Raw genomic sequence first — 19,280 nt, 5'->3', positions numbered from 1 at the left:
CTCACTGCCCCAGCAGGCGGGCGAAGTCGAGCCCGAGGCCGCCGAGGACGGGCAGTGCGCCGAGGTCGGTGACGGCGCCGACCGGGATGCTGTAGCCCTGCTCGGCCTCCCGGTGCGCCGCGGCGGGCACGGCGACGGCCGCGACCGCCGGGGCCGGGCCGGCCGTCACGGCGGAGCCGAGGAGTGCGGTGGTCACGGCGGCGGTCGCGGCGGCGGTGAGGGCGGGGCGGAGCGCGGGCTGCACGGGGCCTCCTGGGGGTGCGGAACGTGCCCTGAGAACGCGCGACCGGCCCTGCGGTCACGTATCGTCCCGCCTTCGGCCGCTTTCGTAAAGCATCCTGATTTGTGTTCATGACAACACTTCAAAGGTCTGGACCGCTTTGGCCGGATCGGCATAGCGTCCTCCCGTGGGCGGGCCGGACGTACTCGAACTCCGCCGCACCGCCGGTGAATTGACCTGCTCAGAGAACCTCGCAGGCCCCCCGGTGCTGGTCCCCGGCCCCGCCCGTGCTCGGTATGCCGTCCGCACCAAGAACCGGAGGGAACCATGCGAGTCGTCAAGAGCATCAGGAGTGCCCGCATCCTGGCCGGCGCGCCGCTCGCCGCCGCCGCGCTGATCGCCCTGACCGCAGGCTCGGCCAGCGCCGCGATCCCGATCAACAAGCCGATGACCGGCAAGGCCACCTACTACAACGACGCAGGCTTCGGCGCCTGCGGCACCCAGATCAACGCCGGCAACCAGATGCTGGTCGCCGTCTCGCACACCTGGTGGACCACCGCCAACCCGAACAACGACCCGTTGTGCAAGGGGATTTCGGTCAAGGTGACCTACCAGGGCAAGACCGTCACCGTGCCGGTCAGGGACAAGTGTCCGTCCTGCGACTCCACCCACATCGACCTGAGCCAGCCCGCCTTCGCCCGCCTCGCGCCGCTGGACAAGGGCGTGCTCACCGGTCTCACGTGGCAGTTCGTCAAGACCGGGTTCGCGGGCGAGACCGTCCCGCTGTCCGCACCCGTCGAGGGCTCGACGATCGGCTAGCACCGGGGGCAGGGCGCACAAACAGCAAGACGCCACAACAGCAAGGCGCCACAACAGCAAGGCGCTCGACAGCAGAGCACACGACAACCGGACTCACGACAACCGGGTGCACGAACACCGGGCGCACAACAGCAACACGCCAGAGCAGAGCACACGACGACCGGGCGCACAACGGCCCGGGGCGTGGCGGCGGGCGGGGGCGGGGCACCCGGCCCGTCCGCCGCCACTCGGCCTGACAGGTTGCAGGGCCCGGCAGCCGGATACTGGCAGCGTGGTGGTGGTCCGTGCGGGAGGGCGCGGCGTAGCGTCCCCGGAGATCACCGAGCGAAAGCAGGTTCCCGTGGCCCGCAACGGCGAAGACACCCCGGCCGTCAACGGCGGCGTCTCCTTCTGGTTCGCACCGGGCGGCCTGCCCGTGCCCAGGCCCGCACTGCCCGGCGACGCGGACGCCGACGTGTGCATCGTCGGCGGCGGCTACACCGGGCTCTGGACGGCGTACTACCTGAAGAAGGCCGAGCCCGGGCTGCGGATCACCCTGCTCGAACAGCGCTTCTGCGGGTACGGGGCCTCCGGGCGCAACGGCGGCTGGCTCTACAACGGCTTCGCGGGACGGTCCGCCTTCGCCCGCCGGTACGGGCCCGGCCCGGCCGCCGCCATGCAGCGGGCGATGGACGAGGCGGTCGGCGAGGTGGCCGACACCGCCGAGGCCGAGGGCATCGAGGCGGACATCGTCCGCGGTGGCGTCCTGGAGGTGGCCCGCACCCCGGCCCAGCTTGCCCGGCTCCAGTCCTTCGCCGCCGCGGAGGCCGCCTACGGCCCCGACCGCATCCACCTGCTGACCGCCCGCGAGACTGCCGAGCGGCTCCGTGTGGCGGGCGGCCTCGGCGGTACCTGGACGCCGTACGGCGCGCGCATCCAGCCGGCCAAGCTGGCCCGCGGACTCGCCCGGGTGGTCGAGGCGCTCGGCGTCCGCATCCACGAGGAGACCCGGGTCACGGCCATCCACCCCGCCGGGCCGGGCCGTCGCGCCCGCGCCGTCACCCCGCACGGCACCGTCACCGCGGACCACGTGCTGCGCGCCACCGAGGGCTTCACCGCCGGTCTCAGCGGCGAACGGCGCACCTGGCTGCCGATGAACTCCGCGATGATCGCCACCGAACCGCTGCCGCCCTCCTTCTGGGCGGCCGCGGGGTGGGAGGGCCGCGAAGTCCTCGGCGACTTCGCCCATGCCTACATGTACGCGCAGCGCACCGCCGACGACCGGATCGCCCTCGGTGGCCGGGGCGTCCCCTACCGCTACGGCTCGCGCACCGACTCCGACGGCACCACCCAGCCGGCCACCGTCCGCCAGCTGCGCGCCATCCTCGACAGCTTCTTCCCCGCCGCGGCCGGCGCCCGGATCGACCACGCCTGGGCCGGCGTCCTCGGTGTCCCCCGGGACTGGTGCGCCACCGTCGAACTCGACCGCACCACCGGCCTCGGCTGGGCCGGCGGCTACGTCGGCAGCGGCGTCACCACGACCAACCTGGCCGGCCGCACCCTGCGCGACCTCGTTCTCGGCCGTGACACCGGACTCACCCGGCTGCCCTGGGTCGGCCACACCGTCCGCCGCTGGGAGCCCGAACCGCTGCGGTGGATCGGCGTGCACGCCCTGTACGCCGCCTACCACGCCGCCGACCACCAGGAGTCGGCCGGCCGCCCCACCACCTCACCCATCGCCCGCCTGGCGGACGTGGTGTCGGGGCGGGGATAGGGGGCGCGGCGGGAGCTGCGGGCCGGGCTGGTGCGGGCCGGAGCGGGCGCGGGCTGCGCCACCGGCCGGTCAGGCGCCGTTCATCCCGAACGAGTCGTGGACCGGCCGGACCTCGACCGCGACGACGTGGAAGTCGAGGACCCGTTCGGCGATCGCGCGCGCCCGTTCCGGGGTCGCGCAGTCGAGGACGTAGTAGGCCGTCAGCTGTTCGGCCGTCCCGGTGAGCGGCCCGTTCGCCGCCTCGGCCTGCCCAGCCGCCCCGGGCCCGTTCGCCGCCCCGGGCCCGTCGGCCCGCCACCGGATGGTCGTCGTGTCCCGGGGGTAGGCCAGCCCGGCACCGTTCAGCATCTCGCCCGTGCCCGCCAGGTCCTGGTGGAGGGCCTCGTGCCGGCGGAACACCTCGGCCCGCTGCGCCTCGGACATCGCCTCGGTCGCAGCCGGGTCGGCGTACATCAGCACCATGTACTTCATGCGGCGATCCTCGCACCGGCCCGCCGCACGCGGACGGACGTGCACGGCACGCCGCCCGGCGGACGGACGAGCGGACCGACGGACGACGGACAGGCGGACGACGGACAGGCGGGCGTCGTGTGGTGGGCGGGCGGTCAGGGCGTGTCGGTGCCCACGTCGCGGACCCAGACGGGGAAGGGCGGGAGCTCGGGTTCCGGGGCGTCGGGGTCGCAGGGCTCCAGGTCGTCCATGAGGACGATCCCCGGCAGGTCGTCGGCCAGGAAGGCGGCGACGACCGGCCCCAGGTCGTCGGTCGGCACGTGCGCGCCGCCGAACGGCAGTCGGGTGCGCGGCACCGAGCCGGTGGAGAGGCGCAGTTGGCCGGCCTGCTCGTCGTGCCAAACGTAGAACGTGGCCGGCCCGGCGTAGCCCGAGGCATGGATCCGGGCGCGCAGGGCGTCGGCGGTCCGCTCGAAGGCGGCCACCACCTCGGGCACCGACAGCGACCGCCGGTCCTCGTCCCCGGTGCTCAGCCACCAGGTGTTGGTCTCGGTCTCCTGGTGGCGGTCGTCGGGCTCCAGGAGCAGGGGTTCGTCCGCGATCTCCGCGATGTAGGTCAGCAGCACCGTGGCAGTCTCCCGGCCGGGGCGGCGCGGTGTCGAACCGGTTCCTCCGGCCGCCCCGTGGCTGTCGATCAACTCCCGACGCGCACCACGTACTTGCCGGTGGCGCGGCCGGCGGCCATGGCGTCGTGGGCGGCGGGGACGTCGGCGAGGCCGGGTAGCTCGGTGACGGGCAGGGTGAGCCGGCCGTCGGCGAGCAGGTCGACGACCCGCGAGACGGCCCGGCCCAGCCGGGCGGGGGCGGTGGCGGCCAGACCGCGGTGGCTGAAGCCGGTGACGGTGAGGTTGCCGGCGAGCAGCCGGGAGACCGGGGGCAGGGCGCCGACGGCGCCGCCGCCCGCGTTGCCGAACAGGACGATGCGGCCGCCCACGGCGGCGAGGTCGAGGTCGAGCTCCAGGGCCTCGGTGCCCAGCGGGTCGAGGACGAGGTCGACGCCGCGCCCGTCGGTGGCGGCCCGGACGGCCTCGCGGAGCCGCTCGTCGCGGGCGTACGCGTGGTGGTAACCGGACGCCTCGGCGGCGGCGGCCTTCTCGGGGCGGCCCACCGTCCCGATCAGCCGGCCGCCGCCGAGCAGCGGCACCAGTTGGGCGATCGCGCTGCCGATGCCGCCGCCGGCCGAGTGCACGAGGACGGTGTCCCCGGCGGTGAAGCGGCCGGCGTCGGTCAGCAGCAGCATGGCGGTGGCCAGGCCGAGCGGGGCGGCCGCGGCCTCGCGCAGTGAGAGCCCGGGCGGGACCGGGACGGTGAGGGCGGCGTCGGCGACGACGACCTCGGCCAGGCCGCCGCCGGGCGGGGCGGCGACCACGCGGTCGCCCACGGCCAGGCCGGTGACCCCTTCGCCCACCGCCCGGACGGTCCCGGCGATCTCCTTGCCGGGCAGGTGGGGCCAGCCGGAGTCGTACGCGGCGTCGCCCCGGCGGGTCATCACGTCGACGAAGTTCAGGCCGGCGTAGGCGACGTCGACCGCCACCTGGCCGGGGCCGGGTTGCGGTGCGGCGATCTCCTGGATCTCCGAGTTCTCGGCTCCACCGGGTGCGGTCATCACCAGTGCGCGCATGTCGGGCCCCCTCAGCTACGATGTTCGACGAACTACGAAATTGCTGCGGCACATTGGTACCACGCAGTTTCGATGATTGTCGAACATGAGCGACCGGGAGGTCCGTCCGTGCCCCGTAGCACCCGCCGCAAGGCGCCGCTCGCGCACCCCGCGACCGGGGAGATCGACCTGTTCGACGTGCTGCACGCGCTGTCCGACGCCACCCGGATGACCATCGTGAGCATCCTGCGCGCCGAACCCGAACGGGCCTGCGGCACCTTCCCGGTGGACGTCGCGCCCTCCACCCTCAGCCACCACTTCAAGGTGCTGCGCGAGGCGGGCGTGGTCCGGCAGCGCGAGGAGGCCAACCGCCGCCTCACCGCCCTGCGTGCCGCCGACCTGGAGGAGCGTTTCCCCGGTCTCCTCGACGCCGTCCTCGCCGCGTACGCCCGCACCGAGGACGCCGCAGCCTAGAACGGTCCGACTCCGCCCGCCGGGCGCCTGCGGGAGCGGACGTGGCCGGGCCGCCCGGGTGGGCCGCGACGTCCGGCGGTCCGGCGGCGTCCCGGCGGGCGGGGCGCTTCGCCCGGGTCCCCCTCGGCAGCGAGGGGGACGGACGGGACGTGAAGAGCGTCGGCGGCGAGCCGGGTGCCGGGTGGCTGCTCACCGTGGCCCCCGGCCGCGTCGGGCCGTGCTCCCGGTGCACTTCGGTGCTCGCCTTCCATCGCCCGGACGGCGTCCGCGTGTTGCGCGGCACGCGCCTGAACAGGGCTCGCCGGTGGACCGGTTGGGACGGCCGAGCCGTGATCACTCAGGGTGACCGCCGGGAGAGGCATTCGGCTGATGCGGCAGATTTTATGCCCCGGCAAACTACTCCAATGGTGGGCAGTTTCCCGTTGGCCTCCGTAAACCTGCGATGACATGGCCGGGCTGGGATAGCGTCCGTTGCACCGGGGGGTGCGCGATCCGCGCTCAACCACTCCGGCGTACTCGAACGAATTCGATCATGCCGTAAATCTTTCGGGAGAAAACCGTGCGTAATTGCCTTTCGGAAATCCGGCCGGGCGCCGTCGACGAGCTGCGGCTCGCCGTGGACTCGCTCGCGGCGTTCCCGGCCCGGGGTGGCGTCGACGGTGCCGAGGTCGCCGTGCCCGAGCGCCTGGCGGCGGTGGCCGAGCTCTGCCGGGCCGTCGACGGGATGCTCGACAGCCTGGTCGTCCAGGCCGCCGCCGAGGCCGCCGAGGAAGGGTGGACCGCCGCCCGGATGGCCTCCGAACACGCCGTCTACTACGCCAGGTTGCAGCGGGCGCTGCTGCCCGCCGCGGCCTGCGGCCAGGGCGACGCCGGGCTGAAGAAGCAGTGAGCGCGTCGCACTCCAACGCGCATGTCCTGACCTGCCCCACCCGGTGGAGCGACGTCGACGAGAACGGGCACATCAACAACGCCCGGCTGGTCTCCTACGTCCAGGAGGGGATCTACGACCTCTTCCGCCACCACGCGGTCGCCGTCCGGGAATCCCTTTTCCCGTCCGGATTCCTGATCGCACGGCACGAGATCGATTACCTGGAGCAGCTCCACCACGCATCGGAGCCATTGCTGGTGCGGCTGACCGTGGAACGGCTCGGCCGTAGTTCCGCGCATGTCGAGGTGAATGTCTGCCGCGATCCGCTGACGTATATGCGGGCACGCACCGTGGTGGTCGCGCGAGATCGGGAGTCCGGTCGCTCCCGTACGCTCAGCGACTCCGAGCGGCGGTTCCTCGAAGCGTTCGCGCCGGGTGGGACCGCGGCCGACCCGCTGCCCCCGTCGCCGGCCCACCGGGTGGCGGTGAACATCCCGCGCGGCGCGGGCCAGGCCGCCCCGGCGCAGCGCACGCGCAGACGCTGCCGCGCCTCGGCGCGCTGACGGCGGCGCGTTCACCGACGGCGACGCCTTCGCCGACGGGACCGCCTCTCCCGACAGGACCGCCTCCGCGGACAGCGCCGTCCTCACCGACGGGGCCGCCCGGACCGACGGAGCCTCCTCCGTCGACGAGGCCTCCGGCACCGACGACGCTGCCGGCATCGACGAGGCCGCCGGGAACGGGACGGCAACAGCAGTACCCATGACAGCAGTGACGCCGACGGCGGCAACGGAGCCGCCGTCCGTGGCGCGCTGGGACCGGGGCTCCGCCCGGGACGCACCGCAGGGGTGGCGCCGCTCGATCGAGCGGGCGCCTCCCGTGGTCGCCGGCCCGGCGGAGCCGTTCTGCTGCCAGGCCGGTGGCCCGTGAACGCCGGTGAACGCCGGTGGCCCGCCGGTGAAGGCCGGGCGACTCCACGCAGGAGGAGTTGAGTACCAGTACTCAGGCGCCGTCCGGTTGCGGCGGAGCATGCTGTGGATCATGACGAGCAGTTCTCAGCAGACCGGACGGGGTCGGAAGGCCGCCCTCTTTGTGACCGTCGGCGTGATCGCGGTCGGTGCGGTGTTCCTCGCCGGGGTCAAGGTGATCGGCGTCTGGACGGGTACCCCGTTCCCGTCGGCCGACCCGGCGGCCACCGCCCGACGCCTGGACGCGCAGACGCAGGAGGTGTACGACGCCCTCGCCCTTCCGGGGGCCGGGCTGGAGCGGAATCTGGGCCGGGGGATCCATGCCGATGTCTACGACTGCCACCCGCGGGGGCTCGCCGGCTTCACCGACAGTCCGTCCCCCGAACCCGGGACGGCCCTCATCCGCGCGGAGTGGGCGCTGACCGGGGTCGCCCGCCCGCAGGCGCTGGACGCGTTGCAGCGTGCGAAGCAGAGCCTCGTCGGGAAGGGCTGGACCGTGACCAGCCACGACGAGGGGGTCAAGGACGCCACCCTGCGGCTGGAACCTCCGCGCGGTGCGGATGGTGTCGGCCACCGGGTCGTGGTCGGCCTCCACCCGGACGGCAGCCTGTCCGTCGCTGCGGCCTCGGAGTGCTTCCGCTACCCCGCGGGCACGCGCGTGAACCAGGAGGGAGCGCCGTACGACCTGCCCGACCCGGTGGCGCCCGCCCAGCTCCGCGGTCGGTGACCCCGGACGAAGAGCGCGGCCCGTGGGTCCTGCCGGTGAACGCGGCCGTCCTGGTCAGCCGCCCGTGGTGGCGCGGAACAGCTGCGCGCCGGTGCCCGTGAGGTGGACGGGCCCGCCGTCGGGGCGCAGGTAGGCCGACGCGCCTGCGTTCAGGGTCAGTCGGCGGCCGTCGGGGGCGCCCAGGACGGCTCGGCCCGCCGTGCAGAGCAGGATCTGCGGGGCGTCGGGCAGGTCGATCCGCATCGGGGTGCCGGTGGGGCGCAGCCGGGAGAGGCGGAACTCCGCGGCGGGGGACGGGAACACCTCCTCGACGCCCCCGGCGACCGGTTCGGCGGTGAGGACGCCGGGCTCCCCGGTGCGGAACGACGTCACCGCCAGCAGGCCGTCCACGTCGAGGTGCTTGGCGGTCAGGCCGCAGCGCAGGACGTTGTCCGAGTTCGCCATCAACTCGACGCCCAGGCCGTGCAGATAGGCGTGGGGCACCCCGGCGTCCAGGAACAGGGCCTGCCCGGCCCGGAGCCGGACGTGGTTGAGCAGCAGTGCCGCCACCAGGCCGGGATCGCCGGGGTAGTCCCTGGCCGCCCGCGTGTAGGCGGCGCAGGCCGCCGCGAACGGCCCGTCGCCGTCCGCCACCCGGGCGAGCGCCCCGGCGAGGGAGGCCAGCTCGGCCGGGCCGGGGCGGACGTCGGCCAGGACGTGCCGTAGCAGCGCGGGCAGCACCTCCCCGGCGGGGCGGCGGCGCAGGGCGGCGGCCCAGGGGGCGAGCAGCGGGACGGCCAGTTCGTCCAGCAGACGGGCGGTGGCGGCGGCCGGGCGGAACCCACAGAGGGCTTCGAAGTCGCCCAGGGCACAGATCAGTTCGGGTTTGTGACCCCGGTCGCGGAAGGTGCGGTGCGGGGCGTCGGGCCGGACGCCGCGGGCCTCCTCGGCGGCGTGGCCGGCCTCGGCCTGCGCGCGGGTGGGGTGGACCTGGATCGAGAGGGCGCGCTCGGCCGCCAGCACCTTGAGGAGGAAGGGGAGTTCCGGTCCGAAGCGCTTCACCGTGTCGGCTCCGAGGTGGCCCTCCGGGTCCGCGGAGACCAGCGCGTCCAGCGGGCGCGGCGGCCCGTCGCCGTCGTCGAGCAGGGACGGCGCCGACGGGTGGGCGCCCAGCCAGAGTTCGGCCTGCGGACCGCCGGTGGGCGCGGTGCCGGTGAGTGCGGGGATGGCGGTCGTGGATCCCCAGGCGTAGTCGCGGACCGGGTTGGCGAGCGGCGCGAACGGGGGGCGGGTGGTTGCGGGCATGCGCGTTCCCTCCGGGGCGGCTGATAGCAGGCGGGGGTGTGGCCGACGGCAGACGGGAGTCGTCAATGGCAGGCGGGGGTGTGGCCGACGGCAGACGGGAGAGACCGACGGCCGACGGCGGCCGACGGCGGTCAACGGCAGAGGGCCGCCGCGCCGATCAGGCCCGCGTCGGTGCCGAGTTCGGCCGGGCGGACGTCCAGCCCGCGGACGTAGGGCAGTGCGGCGTACCGGTCGAGGTGGCGGGCGAGCGGGTCGAACAGGACGGCGCCGGACTCGGCGACCCCGCCGCCGATCACCACCCGGTCGAGGTCGACCAGGGCGGCGGTGGCGGCGATCCCGGCGGCCAGCGCCTGGGCGGCCCGGTCGAAGGAGGCCAGCGCGACCGGGTCGCCGGCCAGCGCGTCGGCGGCGACGGCGCGGGCCGAGCGGTCCCCGCCGGACGGCCGCCAGCCGTGGGCGAGGGCGCGCCGGGCGATCGCCGTGCCGCTGGCCAGGCCCTCCAGGCAGCCACGGGAGCCGCACGGGCAGGGGTCGCCGTCGAGGTCGACGGTGATGTGGCCGAGGTGCCCGGCGTTGCCGCTGGGGCCGGGGCGGACGGCGCCGTCGAGGATCAGCCCGGCGCCGACGCCGGTGGAGACGACCAGGCAGAGTGCGTTGTCGGCGTCGCGGGCCGCGCCGCGCCAGTGCTCGGCGGCGGCCATGGCGACGCCGTCGCCGGCCAGTGCCACGGGCAGCCCCGCCCCGGCCACGGCGGGGTGGGCGGCGGCCTCGGCGACCAGCGGGAACTCCCGCCAGCCGGGGATGTTGACCGGGCTGACCGTGCCGTGTCCGAGGTCCACCGGTCCGGCGCTGCCGATGCCGACGGCGGTCACGGCGGCCCACTGCGGGGCCGCGGCGAGGTGGTCCAGCACCCGGTGCACGACGGCCAGCACGGCCGCACCGGACTCCCCGGCCGGAGTGGGGAGTTGGACCCGGCGGGAGAGCCCCCCGCGCTGGTCGACGAGTGCCCCGGCGATCTTCGTCCCGCCGATGTCGACGGCGGCGAACAGCGGGGGAGCGGACGGCGGGACGGTCATCGCGGGTGGCTCCGGGGCGGCAGGGCCCCCGCCCTGGGCGGGCGGGGGCGTCGGGCTGGGCAACGGACAGCGTAGGAGGCTAGGCGGAGGCGGAGGCGGAGGCGGAAGCGGACGCGGACGCGGAGGCGGGCGTCAGCCGGAGCGTGACCAGCTCGAACGGCCGCAACGAAAGGCAGACGCCGCCGCCGTCCACCGTGACCTCGCCACGGGTGCCGTCCCACGGCCGCTCCAGCAGGTCGCAGGGCACCGCCCCGGCCAGCGGGAACGAGGTGGTGAGCCGGCCCCGCGCGCGGCCGCCGTCGGCCTCGTAGACACGGACGACCACGTCGCCGCTGCCGTCGTCGGCCAGCTTCACCGCGCTCACCACGAGCGCGTCCTCGTCCAGCTCCACCAGCGGCCGGACGGCGTCCACGGAGCCGGTCACCCGCCGCTCGGGCAGGCTGATCAGGTAGCCCTCGCGGACGGCGTCGGAGATCCCGGCGCCCGGCACCAGCGCGTGCCGGAACCTGTGCAGGCCCTGGTCGGTGCGCGGGTCGGGGAAGCGCGGCGCGCGCAGCAGCGAGAACCGGACCGTCGTGGTGGTGCCGCCGTCGGCGTCGCGCACCGTGCGGGTGACGTCGTGGCCGTAGGTGGAGGCGGTGACCAGCGCGACGCCCCAGCCGGGCTCCTCCAGGTGGACGAAGCGGTGGTTGCAGGCCTCGAACTTGGCCGCCTCCCAACTGGTGTTGGTGTGGGTGGGCCGGTACAGGTGGCCGAACTGGGTCTCGGCGGCGTACCGCTCGGTGTGCACGTCCAGCGGGAAGGCCGCCTTGAGGAACTTCTCGGTCTCGTGCCAGTCCACCTCGGTGTCGATGTCCAGGCGCCCGACGCCGGCGAGCAGGGTCAGCGTCTGGACGACCGTGGACGAGCCGAAGGAGCGGGCCACCCGGACGGCGACGGCGTCCGGGGCGTCCGCGACCACCGTCAGCGAGTCCGCCGCCGTCAGGTCGGTGACGGTGTTGCGGTAGAACTGGTCCACGTCCCAGGCGTCCCACATGTTCGGGAAGTCCGGGTGCAGCTGGAGCAGGTTGGCACGGGCACCGGGGGCCACCGTCTCCCGGCCGGTGGCGAGGTCGACCGCCGAGACGACCAGGCCGTCACCGTCCACCGTCACCGAGAGCAGCCCGTTGGCCAGCACGAACCCGCCCCCGTCGCGCGCGGCCACCGAGCAGCCGGCCGGCGCGTCCGGGACCGCGGCGCCGCCCGCGGGCACCGCCGAGCGGCGGTGCGGGGCCGCGTTGAAGACCAGCTCGCGCCCGCCCGCGGCGTCACCGGCCAGCGCCTGCTGCGCCCGGCCGATCAGCGCCTCCAGCTCCGCGGCCAGCCCCGCGTAGGTGGCCTCCGCCTCGCGGTGCACCCAGGCGATCGACGAGCCGGGCAGGATGTCGTGGAACTGGTGCAGCAGCACCGTCTTCCAGATCCGGTCCAGCTCCTCGTACGGGTAGGGCAGGCCGGTGCGCGACGCCGCGGTGGCGCACCAGAGTTCGGCCTCGCGCAGCAGGTTCTCGCTGCGCCGGTTGCCCCGCTTGGTCTTCGCCTGGCTGGTCAGCGTGGCGCGGTGCAGCTCCAGGTAGAGCTCGCCCACCCAGACCGGCGGCTTCGGGTACTCGGCCTGCGCCTTCTCGAAGAACTCGGCGGGCCGCTCCCAGCGCACCGTCGCCGAGCCCTCCAAGTTCCGCAGGCGGGCCGCCTTGGCGACCATCTCGCGGGTCGTGCCGCCGCCGCCGTCGCCCCAGCCGGTCGGGGCGATCGAGTGCCGGGCGACGCCCTTGTCCTTGAAGTTCCGCGCGGCGTGCGCGATCTCCTTGCCCTTCATGGAGCAGTTGTAGGTGTCCACGGGCGGGAAGTGCGTGAAGATCCGCGTCCCGTCGATGCCCTCCCAGAGGAAGGTGTGGTGCGGGAACTTGTTGACCTGGCTCCACGAGATCTTCTGCGTCAGCAGCCACTTGGAGCCCGCGTTGCGGATGATCTGCGGCAGGCCGCCGGTGAAGCCGAAGGTGTCCGGCAGCCACGCCTCCTGGTTCTCGACCCCGAACTCCTCCAGGAAGAACCGCTTCCCGTGGACGAACTGACGGGCCATCGCCTCCGAGGAGGGCATGTTGGTGTCGGACTCCACCCACATGCCGCCGGCCGGCACGAACCGGCCCTCGGCCACCGCCTTCTTGACGCGTGCGTACACCTCGGGCCGGTGCTCCTTGATCCAGGCGTACTGCTGCGCCTGGGACATGGTGTAGACGAAGTCCGGCTCGTCCTCCAGCAGCGCCGTCATGTTGGCGGTGGTCCGGGCGACCTTGCGGACGGTCTCGCGCAGCGGCCAGAGCCACGCCGAGTCGATGTGCGCGTGGCCGACCGCGCTGATCCGGTGCGCGGACGGCGCGGCGGGCGCGGCGAGCACCTCGGCGAGCTGCGAACGGGCCGCCGCGGCGGTGCCGTTGACGTCCTGGAGGTCGATGGCGTCGAGCGCCCGCTCGACGGCGCGCAGCACGTCCCACCGGCGGGCGCCCTCGACCGGCAGCTCCTCCATCAGCTCGCCGAGCACTTCGAGGTCGATGACGAGCTGCCACACCGTCTCGTCGAAGACCGCGAGGTCCATCCGGGCCAGCCGGTACTGCGGCTGCTCCCCGGCGGTCTCGCGGTCGCCCAACTCGGTGGGCAGGAAGGGGTGGTAGTCGAGGATGACGGGGTTGGACGCGGCCTCGACGTGCAGCTCGACCTGCTCGCCGCCGGCCGCCGGTGCGGCGATCCGCACCCACTGGTTCTGCGGGTTGAGGCCCTTCACCGGGGAGCCGTCCGGGCGGTAGACCAGGCCCTCGCACTGGAAGCCCGGCATGTTGGCGTCGAAGCCGAGGTCGATCAGCGCCTCCACCGTCCGCCCGGCCCACGCCTCGGGCACCGTGCCGGTGACGGTGATCCAGCTGGTGCCCCACGGCGCGCCCCACGCGTCGCCGACGGCGATCGGGGTGCGCGGCGCGGCCAGGCCCTCGGCGACCGGCACGGGCTCGCCGGGCGCCGTCCAGACCGACACCTCCAGCGGAACGGAGGCGGGGTACACCGCGGGGCGGATGCGCTCGTCCAGGACGCGCTTGAGGCGGGACTCGACCAGGGTGCGGTCATCGTGCATGGCGGCAGGCTCCGTTGCGTGACTGGGGGTCGGGTGGGCGGTGATCGTCAGCGTACGTCGTCGGGGTGGAGCACCTCGGTGATCCCGCGGGCGGCCAGGTGGGCGGTGTCCCCGGCGCGCTCGGCGAGCACCGTGGTCGGCCGGGCGCCGTCCTCGGCGAGGCGCATGAAGGCCTCGAAGACGGGGCCGCCGGGGGCGCAGACCGAGCGCTTGGGCGAGGTGACCTCGTCGCCGGTCGCGACCACCACCGCGGTGGTGCGCGGCAGGGGCGGCCGCCAGCCGGCCCGCACCCGCGCGACGACCTCGGCGATCCGGGCGCCGGCGGGCTTGACCCGCCGGTCGGTGGTGAGCAGGCCGAGGCCGTACTCCAGCTCGGGGAAGTCGGCCAGCGAGCGGTCCACGTCGTGCGAGCACCACCACGTGACGCCCCAGACGTCCGGGCAGTCCAGCACGGCCGCGACGGTGTCACCGGTGAAGCGCGCGGCGTCCCCGGCGGTGATGTGCGGGGCCGGCGCACCGACCTCCTGGAGCCAGACCGGGCGGTGCGGGTCCTGTGCCCAGGCCTTGGCCAGCTCGACCAGGTACGCGGCGTGCTGCGCGGTGGCGGTGGAGTGCGCGCCGTAGCGCTGCGCGGTGCCGTTGAACACCCAGGAGTGGACGGCGGTGGCCGCGCCGATCCGGGCCGAGTGCCAGGGCGTGAACGGGTGCTCGTCCAGGTACCAGGCGGCGTCGTAGGAGGCGTGCAGGTTGAGGCGGCCGGGCGCGCCCTGCTCGCAGGCGTCGAGCATCCGGCGCAGCCAGGCGTCGACCTGCTCGGGGGTGGCCCGGTCGGGGTCGGGGTGCGGCTCACCGGAGAACTGGTTGACCTCGTTGCCGACCGTCATGCCCAGGAAGTTGGCCCGGCCGTGCAGTGCCCCGGCCAGGGTGCGCAGGTAGGCGGCCTGGCCGTCCACCACGTCCGGGTCGGTGAACATGTTGCGGCGGTGCCAGCTCTGGATCCACGACGGCTGGAAGTCGAAGCTCGACAGGTGGCCCTGGAGCCCGTCGACGGCGACGTCCAGCCCGCGCTCGCCGGCGGCGTCCACCAGTGCGGCGAGCTGCTCGACGGCGCGCGGGCGGATCAGGGTGCGGTTCGGCTGGAAGACGGGCCAGAGCGGGAAGACCCGGACGTGGTCCAGGCCGAGCGCGGCGACCGAGTCGAGGTCGGCGCGGACGGCGTCGAGGTCGAAGTCGAGCCAGTGGTGGAACCAGCCCGCGGTCGGCGTGTAGTTGACGCCGAAGCGCGGCGGACGGGGAGCGGGGTGCTGGGCGGCGGTCATCCTCGGTCGGCTTCCTCGGTGGGTTCGGCGGGACGGGTGGGGTCGGAGCTCAGCCCTTGACGGCTCCCTCCTCGACGCCCTTGAAGAAGAAGCGCTGGCAGACGCCGAACACCACGACGATCGGCAGGAAGGCGATCATGGTGCCGGCCGCGATCAGCCGCGGGTTGGAGCTGAACGTGCCGTTGAGGTACTGGAGTCCGACGGTGAGGGTGTACTTCTGGGGGTCGGTGAGGACGATCAGCGGCCAGAGGAAGTCGTCCCAGGCGCCGATGAAGGTGAAGATGACGATCACGCTGAGCATGCCCCGCACGTTCGGCAGGCCGATGTGCCACAGGCGCTGCCAGACGGTGGCGCCGTCGACCAGCGCGGCCTGGTCCAGCTCCGGCGGCACCGCCGCGAACGCGGTGCGCATCAGCAGCACGTTCAGCATCGCGAGCGCGCCGGGCAGGGCGACCCCGACCAGGGAGTCGGCCAGGCCGAGGCTGCGCACCGTCACGTACTGGGAGACGATGGTGACCTCGCCGGGCAGGACGAGGGTGGCCAGGAAGAGCCCGAGGACCAGCCGGGAGCCGCGGAAGCGCAGTTTGGCCAGGGCGTAGCCGGCCAGGGTGCAGCCGACCACGTTGCCGAAGATCGCGATGGCGGCGACGACCAGCGAGTTGGCGGCGTAGGTCCAGACCGGGATGGTGTCGGCGACCTTGGCGTAGTTGGCGAAGGTCGGGTGCTCGGGGATGAAGGACGGGCTCCGGGTGTAGACGTCCTCGTCGGGGCCCTTGAGCGAGGTGGAGAGCTGCCAGAGGAAAGGGCCGATCACCAGCAGCAGTACGACGGCCAGGAGCAGGTAGCGCAGCGCGGTCCGGCCGGTCGACGGGGTGTTGAAGCTCCGGGGGCGCCGGGCGGGTGGGGTGCGGCGGGCCGGGGGACCGGGCTGGGCCGGTACGGCGGGCCGGGCCGGGGCGGCGGGTCGGGTCACGGGTCAGTCCGCCTTCCGGTTCAGGCGCGTCAGGAGCAGCATCGGGCCGAGGGTGACGAGGAACAGCAGCAGGCTGAGCGCGGAGGCGTAGCCCAGGTGCCCGGTGAAGCCGCGGCTGTACATCTGGATCAGCATCACCACCGACATGTCCCGGCCGCCGGGCCCGCCGGTGCCGTGGGAGAGCACGTACAGCTCGGAGAAGACGCGCAGTGCGGAGACCGAGATCAGCACCGAGACCAGCATCATGGTGGGCCGCACCCCGGGCAGGGTGACGTGCCAGAACCGGCGGACGGCGCTCGCACCGTCGACGGCGGCGGCCTCGTGCAGCTCCCGGCCGACGTTGGCGAGGGCCGAGAGGTAGATCACCATGTAGTAGCCGAGCCCCTTCCAGGCGGTCAGGGCGATCGAGCTGAACAGCAGCAGCCAGCGGTCGGTGAGGAAGGCGACCGGGGAGTCGGCGAGCCCGGTCTGCTGGAGCACGCCGTTGACCAGCCCGCGGTCGTCGAGTACCCAGCCCCAGATCAGGGCCACCACGACGGCCGAGGCGATCACCGGGGTGTAGAAGGCGGTGCGGAAGAAGGTGATGCCGGGGATCTTGCGCTGGACCAGCAGGGCGAGCAGCAGCGGCAGGACGGTCAGGACCGGAAGGCAGACCAGCAGGTAGACGATGCTGTTGAGCAGGGCGTCGGCGAGCTGGTCGTCGTCGAGGATGCGTTCGTAGTTGGCCAGGCCGGTGAACCGGCCGCCGCCCAGGGGCTTGGCGTCGGTGAACGACAGGATCACCGTGTTGAGCGTCGGCCAGAGGTTGAAGACGGCCAGCCAGACGATCGCTGGCCCGGCGAGCAGCCAGGGGGTGAACCAACGCCGGTGGGTCATCGGGTGCCTTGCCTTCCTGGGGGCGGTGCGGGTCGGGCCCGGCGGGCGGCGGCCGGGGAGGGCCGCCGCGCCGCCGGTGCCGGTCCGGCGGAGCGGGGTGGCGTCAGCCCTTGAGCAGCTGGTTGCAGCGCTCGACGGCGGTGTCCAGTGCCTGCTTGGAGGTGGCGTCGCCGCTGATCGCCAGGGCGATCTGCTGCTTGATGACGGTGCCCATCGCGTCGTCGACCTGGACGGGCTGGAGGATCTTCGCCTTGGCCAGCGAGTTGAACGCGACGACCTTGGCGTCACCGCCGTTGGTGCCGTCGCCCTTGCTGAAGAAGGCGTCGCCGGCGGACGCCTTGGTGGAGGGGAAGATGCTGGTCAGGTGGGCGAACCCGGCCTGGTTCTCCGGGCTGGTGACCCAGCGGGCCAGGGCCACCGCGGCGGCCGGGTTCTTGGTGCTCTTCGGGATGGACAGGCCCTGCACGTACAGCGGCGGGGTGCCCATCGCGGGGGAGGAGACCATCTTGGGGGCGAGGGTGGGGTTGTCGGTGGCGACACTGGCGATGAGGTTGGCGCCGCCGGTGGTCCAGGCCGCCGAACCGGCGGTGAACAGCTTGGAGTTGCCGGCGTAGGTGTCGGTCAGGACGTCCTTCGGCAGCAGTCCCTCCTTGAACGCGGCGCGGTACTTGTCGAGCAGCGCGGCCGCCTCGGGGGTGTTGAAGGTGAAGGACCTGCCGTCGTCGGCCATCACCTTGACGCCGGCGTTGACCAGGTCCCCGAGACCGGGCTTGCGGCTCATCAGGTAGGTCGAGCCGCCGGACTTCTCCTTCATCACCCGGGCCTGGGCGATCAGTTCGTCCAGGGTGGTGGGAAGGTACTTCGGGTCCAGGCCGTACTTGGCCATCAGCTCCGAATTCCAGTAGTTCACATCGGTGTTGAGGTACCACGGGTAGCCGTAGGTGCCGTCCTGGCCGGTGAAGCGGTAGGCGTCGACGCCGCCGGCGACGTACTCGTCCGAGAGCTTCGGGTCGGCCTTGGCGACGTCGAGCAGCAGGCTCTTCGAGGCCAGCGGGAGGGCAAAGTCCGGCGGGAGGTTGACCACGTCGGGGAGGGTGCCGGCCGCGGCCTGGCTGAGCACCTTGTCCGAGTAGCCCTCGCCGGGCTGGTCGAGCCACTCGACCTCGACGCCGGGGTACTTCTTCTTGAAGCCGTCGATCACGCCCTGGACGTAGTCGGTGAACTTCGGCTTGAGCGCCCAGGTCTGGAGGGAGACCTTGCCCTTGACCTCGCCGGTGGCGGCCGCACTCGCCACGGTGTCGTCGCTCTTGGTGTCGGAGCCGAGTCCGCAGCCGGTGAGCAGGGTGGCGGTGACCGCCGCCGTCGTCAGTGCCGCCCAGATTCTTCGCATGAGGGTCTCCCGGTCCAGGGGGGTGGGTGGGGGATCGTGCCGAGTTCTCGAACCTGCTGGGTTTGCGCAACCTGATGTACTAAACCGGTCTAGCTGTTGCAGGGACTATGCTCCCGCCTAAACTTGGATGTCAAGAGAGGAGTCGGATCCCTGTGGGCAGACCGACCATCGCCGACATCGCCCGCCAGGCCGGCGTCTCCAAGGGCGCGGTGTCCTTCGCGCTCAACGGGCGCCCCGGGGTGAGCGAGGCGACGAGGGCCCGGATCCTCCGGGTCGCCGAGGAGATGAACTGGCGGCCGCACAGCGCCGCCCGCGCCCTGGGCGGGGCCCGGGCCGACGCGGTCGGCCTGGTGATCGCGCGCCCGGCCCGCACCATCGGTGTCGAGCCGTTCTTCAGCCAACTGCTCTCCGGCCTCCAGGCCGTCCTCTCCGCCCACTCGGTCGCACTGCACCTGATGGTCGTCGAGGACACCGCCGCCGAGATCGAGGTCTACCGGCGCTGGGCCTCCGAGCACCGGGTCGACGGCTTCATCGTGGTCGACCTCCAGGTCCGCGACCCGCGGCTGGAGGTGCTGGAGGAACTGGCGCTGCCCGCCGTCGTGCTGGGTGGCCCCGGCAAGGGCGGCGGTCCGGTGCGGATCTGGGCCGACGACCGGGAGGCGATGCTCTCGATCGTCGACTACCTGGCCGCCATCGGCCACCGCCGAATCGCGCACCTGGCCGGGCTGCCGCACTTCCAGCACACCCAGCGCCGGATCAGGGCGCTGCGCGACGCCTCCCGGCGGCTCGGCCTGGAGGAGGCGGTCTCGGTGCCGACCGACTTCAGCGACGCCGAGGGCGCCGCCGCCACCCGCACCCTGCTCTCCCGCCCCCGGCGACCCACCGCGATCGTCTACGACAGCGACGTGATGGCGGTGGCCGGGCTCGGGGTGGCCGGCGAGATGGGGGTCCCGGTGCCCGGCGAGCTGTCGATCGTCTCCTTCGACGACTCGGTGCTCGCCCGGATCGTGCACCCGCCGCTGACGGCGCTCAGCCGGGACACCTTCGCACTCGGCGAGCAGGTCGCCCGGAGCCTGCTCGCGGTGGTCGACGAGACCGGCCCCGGACGCGACCTGCAGATGCCCACCCCACGGCTGACCGTCCGGGAGTCGACCTCGCCACCGGGCCCCGGCCGGCCCGCCGACTCACCCGCCGGAGTGGCCGTTGCGCGGACCGTTGACACGGGATCTGAACCGGTTTAGCCTCGCAGCGCCGAGCGGGCCC

The 19,280-nt window shown here is 73.7% G+C and carries 19 protein-coding genes; 8 read left to right on the top strand and 11 right to left on the bottom strand.

The annotated features are described in order from the left end of the window. Position 1: 1 nt before the first annotated feature. Positions 2 to 244 carry a hypothetical protein gene (locus ACFC1F_RS18810; protein WP_376159601.1) on the bottom strand — a complete coding sequence of 81 codons (243 nt, stop codon included), beginning with the start codon at positions 242 to 244 and terminating at the stop codon, positions 2 to 4. A 303-nt stretch (positions 245 to 547) separates the two neighbouring features. Here ACFC1F_RS18810 and ACFC1F_RS18805 point away from each other — a divergent pair, with 303 nt between their 5' ends. Both ACFC1F_RS18805 and ACFC1F_RS18800 read left to right on the top strand, forming a co-directional pair. Beyond that, a complete protein-coding gene (locus ACFC1F_RS18805; RefSeq protein WP_376159599.1) occupies positions 548 to 1,039 on the top strand; it encodes a cysteine/serine endopeptidase inhibitor in 492 nt (163 codons plus the stop codon). A gap of 340 nt (positions 1,040 to 1,379) precedes the next feature. Then, positions 1,380 to 2,792 carry an NAD(P)/FAD-dependent oxidoreductase gene (locus ACFC1F_RS18800; protein WP_376159597.1) on the top strand — a complete coding sequence of 471 codons (1,413 nt, stop codon included), beginning with the start codon at positions 1,380 to 1,382 and terminating at the stop codon, positions 2,790 to 2,792. Between the two features lie 69 nt (positions 2,793 to 2,861). Here ACFC1F_RS18800 and ACFC1F_RS18795 read toward each other — a convergent pair whose 3' ends face one another. The 3 genes from ACFC1F_RS18795 to ACFC1F_RS18785 form a co-directional block, all read right to left on the bottom strand. Next, complete coding sequence (locus ACFC1F_RS18795) at positions 2,862 to 3,263, bottom strand: YciI family protein (RefSeq protein ID WP_376159595.1); 402 nt, start codon at positions 3,261 to 3,263, stop codon at positions 2,862 to 2,864. Positions 3,264 to 3,397: 134 nt separating this feature from the next. Next, positions 3,398 to 3,868 (bottom strand): hypothetical protein, encoded by a 471-nt coding sequence (locus ACFC1F_RS18790; protein WP_376159593.1) that lies wholly within the window; start codon positions 3,866 to 3,868, stop codon positions 3,398 to 3,400. Positions 3,869 to 3,936: 68 nt separating this feature from the next. After that, entirely contained in the window at positions 3,937 to 4,923 is a 987-nt protein-coding gene (locus ACFC1F_RS18785) for a zinc-binding alcohol dehydrogenase family protein (protein ID WP_376159591.1), read from the bottom strand. A gap of 108 nt (positions 4,924 to 5,031) precedes the next feature. On the opposite strand from ACFC1F_RS18785, the gene ACFC1F_RS18780 reads away from it, so the two are divergent. From ACFC1F_RS18780 to ACFC1F_RS18760, 5 genes are all read left to right on the top strand, one after another. Beyond that, complete coding sequence (locus ACFC1F_RS18780) at positions 5,032 to 5,376, top strand: ArsR/SmtB family transcription factor (RefSeq protein WP_376159590.1); 345 nt, start codon at positions 5,032 to 5,034, stop codon at positions 5,374 to 5,376. Between the two features lie 559 nt (positions 5,377 to 5,935). After that, positions 5,936 to 6,265 (top strand): hypothetical protein, encoded by a 330-nt coding sequence (locus tag ACFC1F_RS18775; RefSeq protein ID WP_376159588.1) that lies wholly within the window; start codon positions 5,936 to 5,938, stop codon positions 6,263 to 6,265. Then, the gene (locus ACFC1F_RS18770) at positions 6,262 to 6,807 is read left to right on the top strand and encodes a thioesterase family protein (RefSeq protein ID WP_209410583.1); all 546 of its coding nucleotides are present in this window, start codon (positions 6,262 to 6,264) and stop codon (positions 6,805 to 6,807) included. Before ACFC1F_RS18775 ends, ACFC1F_RS18770 begins: the two co-directional genes overlap by 4 nt. 199 nt (positions 6,808 to 7,006) lie before the next feature. Then, positions 7,007 to 7,174: a hypothetical protein gene (locus tag ACFC1F_RS18765; RefSeq protein ID WP_376159586.1), complete on the top strand. Its 168-nt coding sequence runs from the start codon at positions 7,007 to 7,009 to the stop codon at positions 7,172 to 7,174. A 111-nt stretch (positions 7,175 to 7,285) separates the two neighbouring features. After that, positions 7,286 to 7,939 carry a hypothetical protein gene (locus ACFC1F_RS18760; RefSeq protein ID WP_376159584.1) on the top strand — a complete coding sequence of 218 codons (654 nt, stop codon included), beginning with the start codon at positions 7,286 to 7,288 and terminating at the stop codon, positions 7,937 to 7,939. A gap of 54 nt (positions 7,940 to 7,993) precedes the next feature. Here ACFC1F_RS18760 and manA read toward each other — a convergent pair whose 3' ends face one another. The 7 genes from manA to ACFC1F_RS18725 all read right to left on the bottom strand — a co-directional run bounded on the left by manA (position 7,994) and on the right by ACFC1F_RS18725 (position 18,017). Continuing rightward, a complete protein-coding gene (gene manA, locus ACFC1F_RS18755) occupies positions 7,994 to 9,223 on the bottom strand; it encodes a mannose-6-phosphate isomerase, class I (RefSeq protein ID WP_376159582.1) in 1,230 nt (409 codons plus the stop codon). 131 nt (positions 9,224 to 9,354) lie between these two features. Then, entirely contained in the window at positions 9,355 to 10,299 is a 945-nt protein-coding gene (locus tag ACFC1F_RS18750) for an ROK family protein (RefSeq protein WP_376159580.1), read from the bottom strand. 79 nt (positions 10,300 to 10,378) lie between these two features. Next, positions 10,379 to 13,459, bottom strand: coding sequence for an alpha-mannosidase (locus tag ACFC1F_RS18745; RefSeq protein ID WP_376159578.1), 3,081 nt, complete (start codon positions 13,457 to 13,459; stop codon positions 10,379 to 10,381). A gap of 47 nt (positions 13,460 to 13,506) precedes the next feature. Further along, entirely contained in the window at positions 13,507 to 14,778 is a 1,272-nt protein-coding gene (locus ACFC1F_RS18740) for a glycosyl hydrolase (protein WP_376159576.1), read from the bottom strand. Between the two features lie 49 nt (positions 14,779 to 14,827). Next, entirely contained in the window at positions 14,828 to 15,751 is a 924-nt protein-coding gene (locus ACFC1F_RS18735; protein WP_376159574.1) for a carbohydrate ABC transporter permease, read from the bottom strand. A 3-nt stretch (positions 15,752 to 15,754) separates the two neighbouring features. Continuing rightward, positions 15,755 to 16,627, bottom strand: a complete 873-nt coding sequence (locus tag ACFC1F_RS18730; protein WP_376159572.1) for a carbohydrate ABC transporter permease — start codon at positions 16,625 to 16,627, stop codon at positions 15,755 to 15,757. A gap of 103 nt (positions 16,628 to 16,730) precedes the next feature. After that, complete coding sequence (locus ACFC1F_RS18725; RefSeq protein WP_376159570.1) at positions 16,731 to 18,017, bottom strand: ABC transporter substrate-binding protein; 1,287 nt, start codon at positions 18,015 to 18,017, stop codon at positions 16,731 to 16,733. 152 nt (positions 18,018 to 18,169) lie between these two features. On the opposite strand from ACFC1F_RS18725, the gene ACFC1F_RS18720 reads away from it, so the two are divergent. Then, complete coding sequence (locus ACFC1F_RS18720) at positions 18,170 to 19,258, top strand: LacI family DNA-binding transcriptional regulator (RefSeq protein WP_307852938.1); 1,089 nt, start codon at positions 18,170 to 18,172, stop codon at positions 19,256 to 19,258. Positions 19,259 to 19,280 lie beyond the last annotated feature (22 nt).

The organism is Kitasatospora sp. NPDC056181 (assembly GCF_042266225.1).
Taxonomy (GTDB): Bacteria; Actinomycetota; Actinomycetes; order Streptomycetales; family Streptomycetaceae; genus Kitasatospora.
This window is presented reverse-complemented; position numbering and strand designations above follow the sequence as displayed.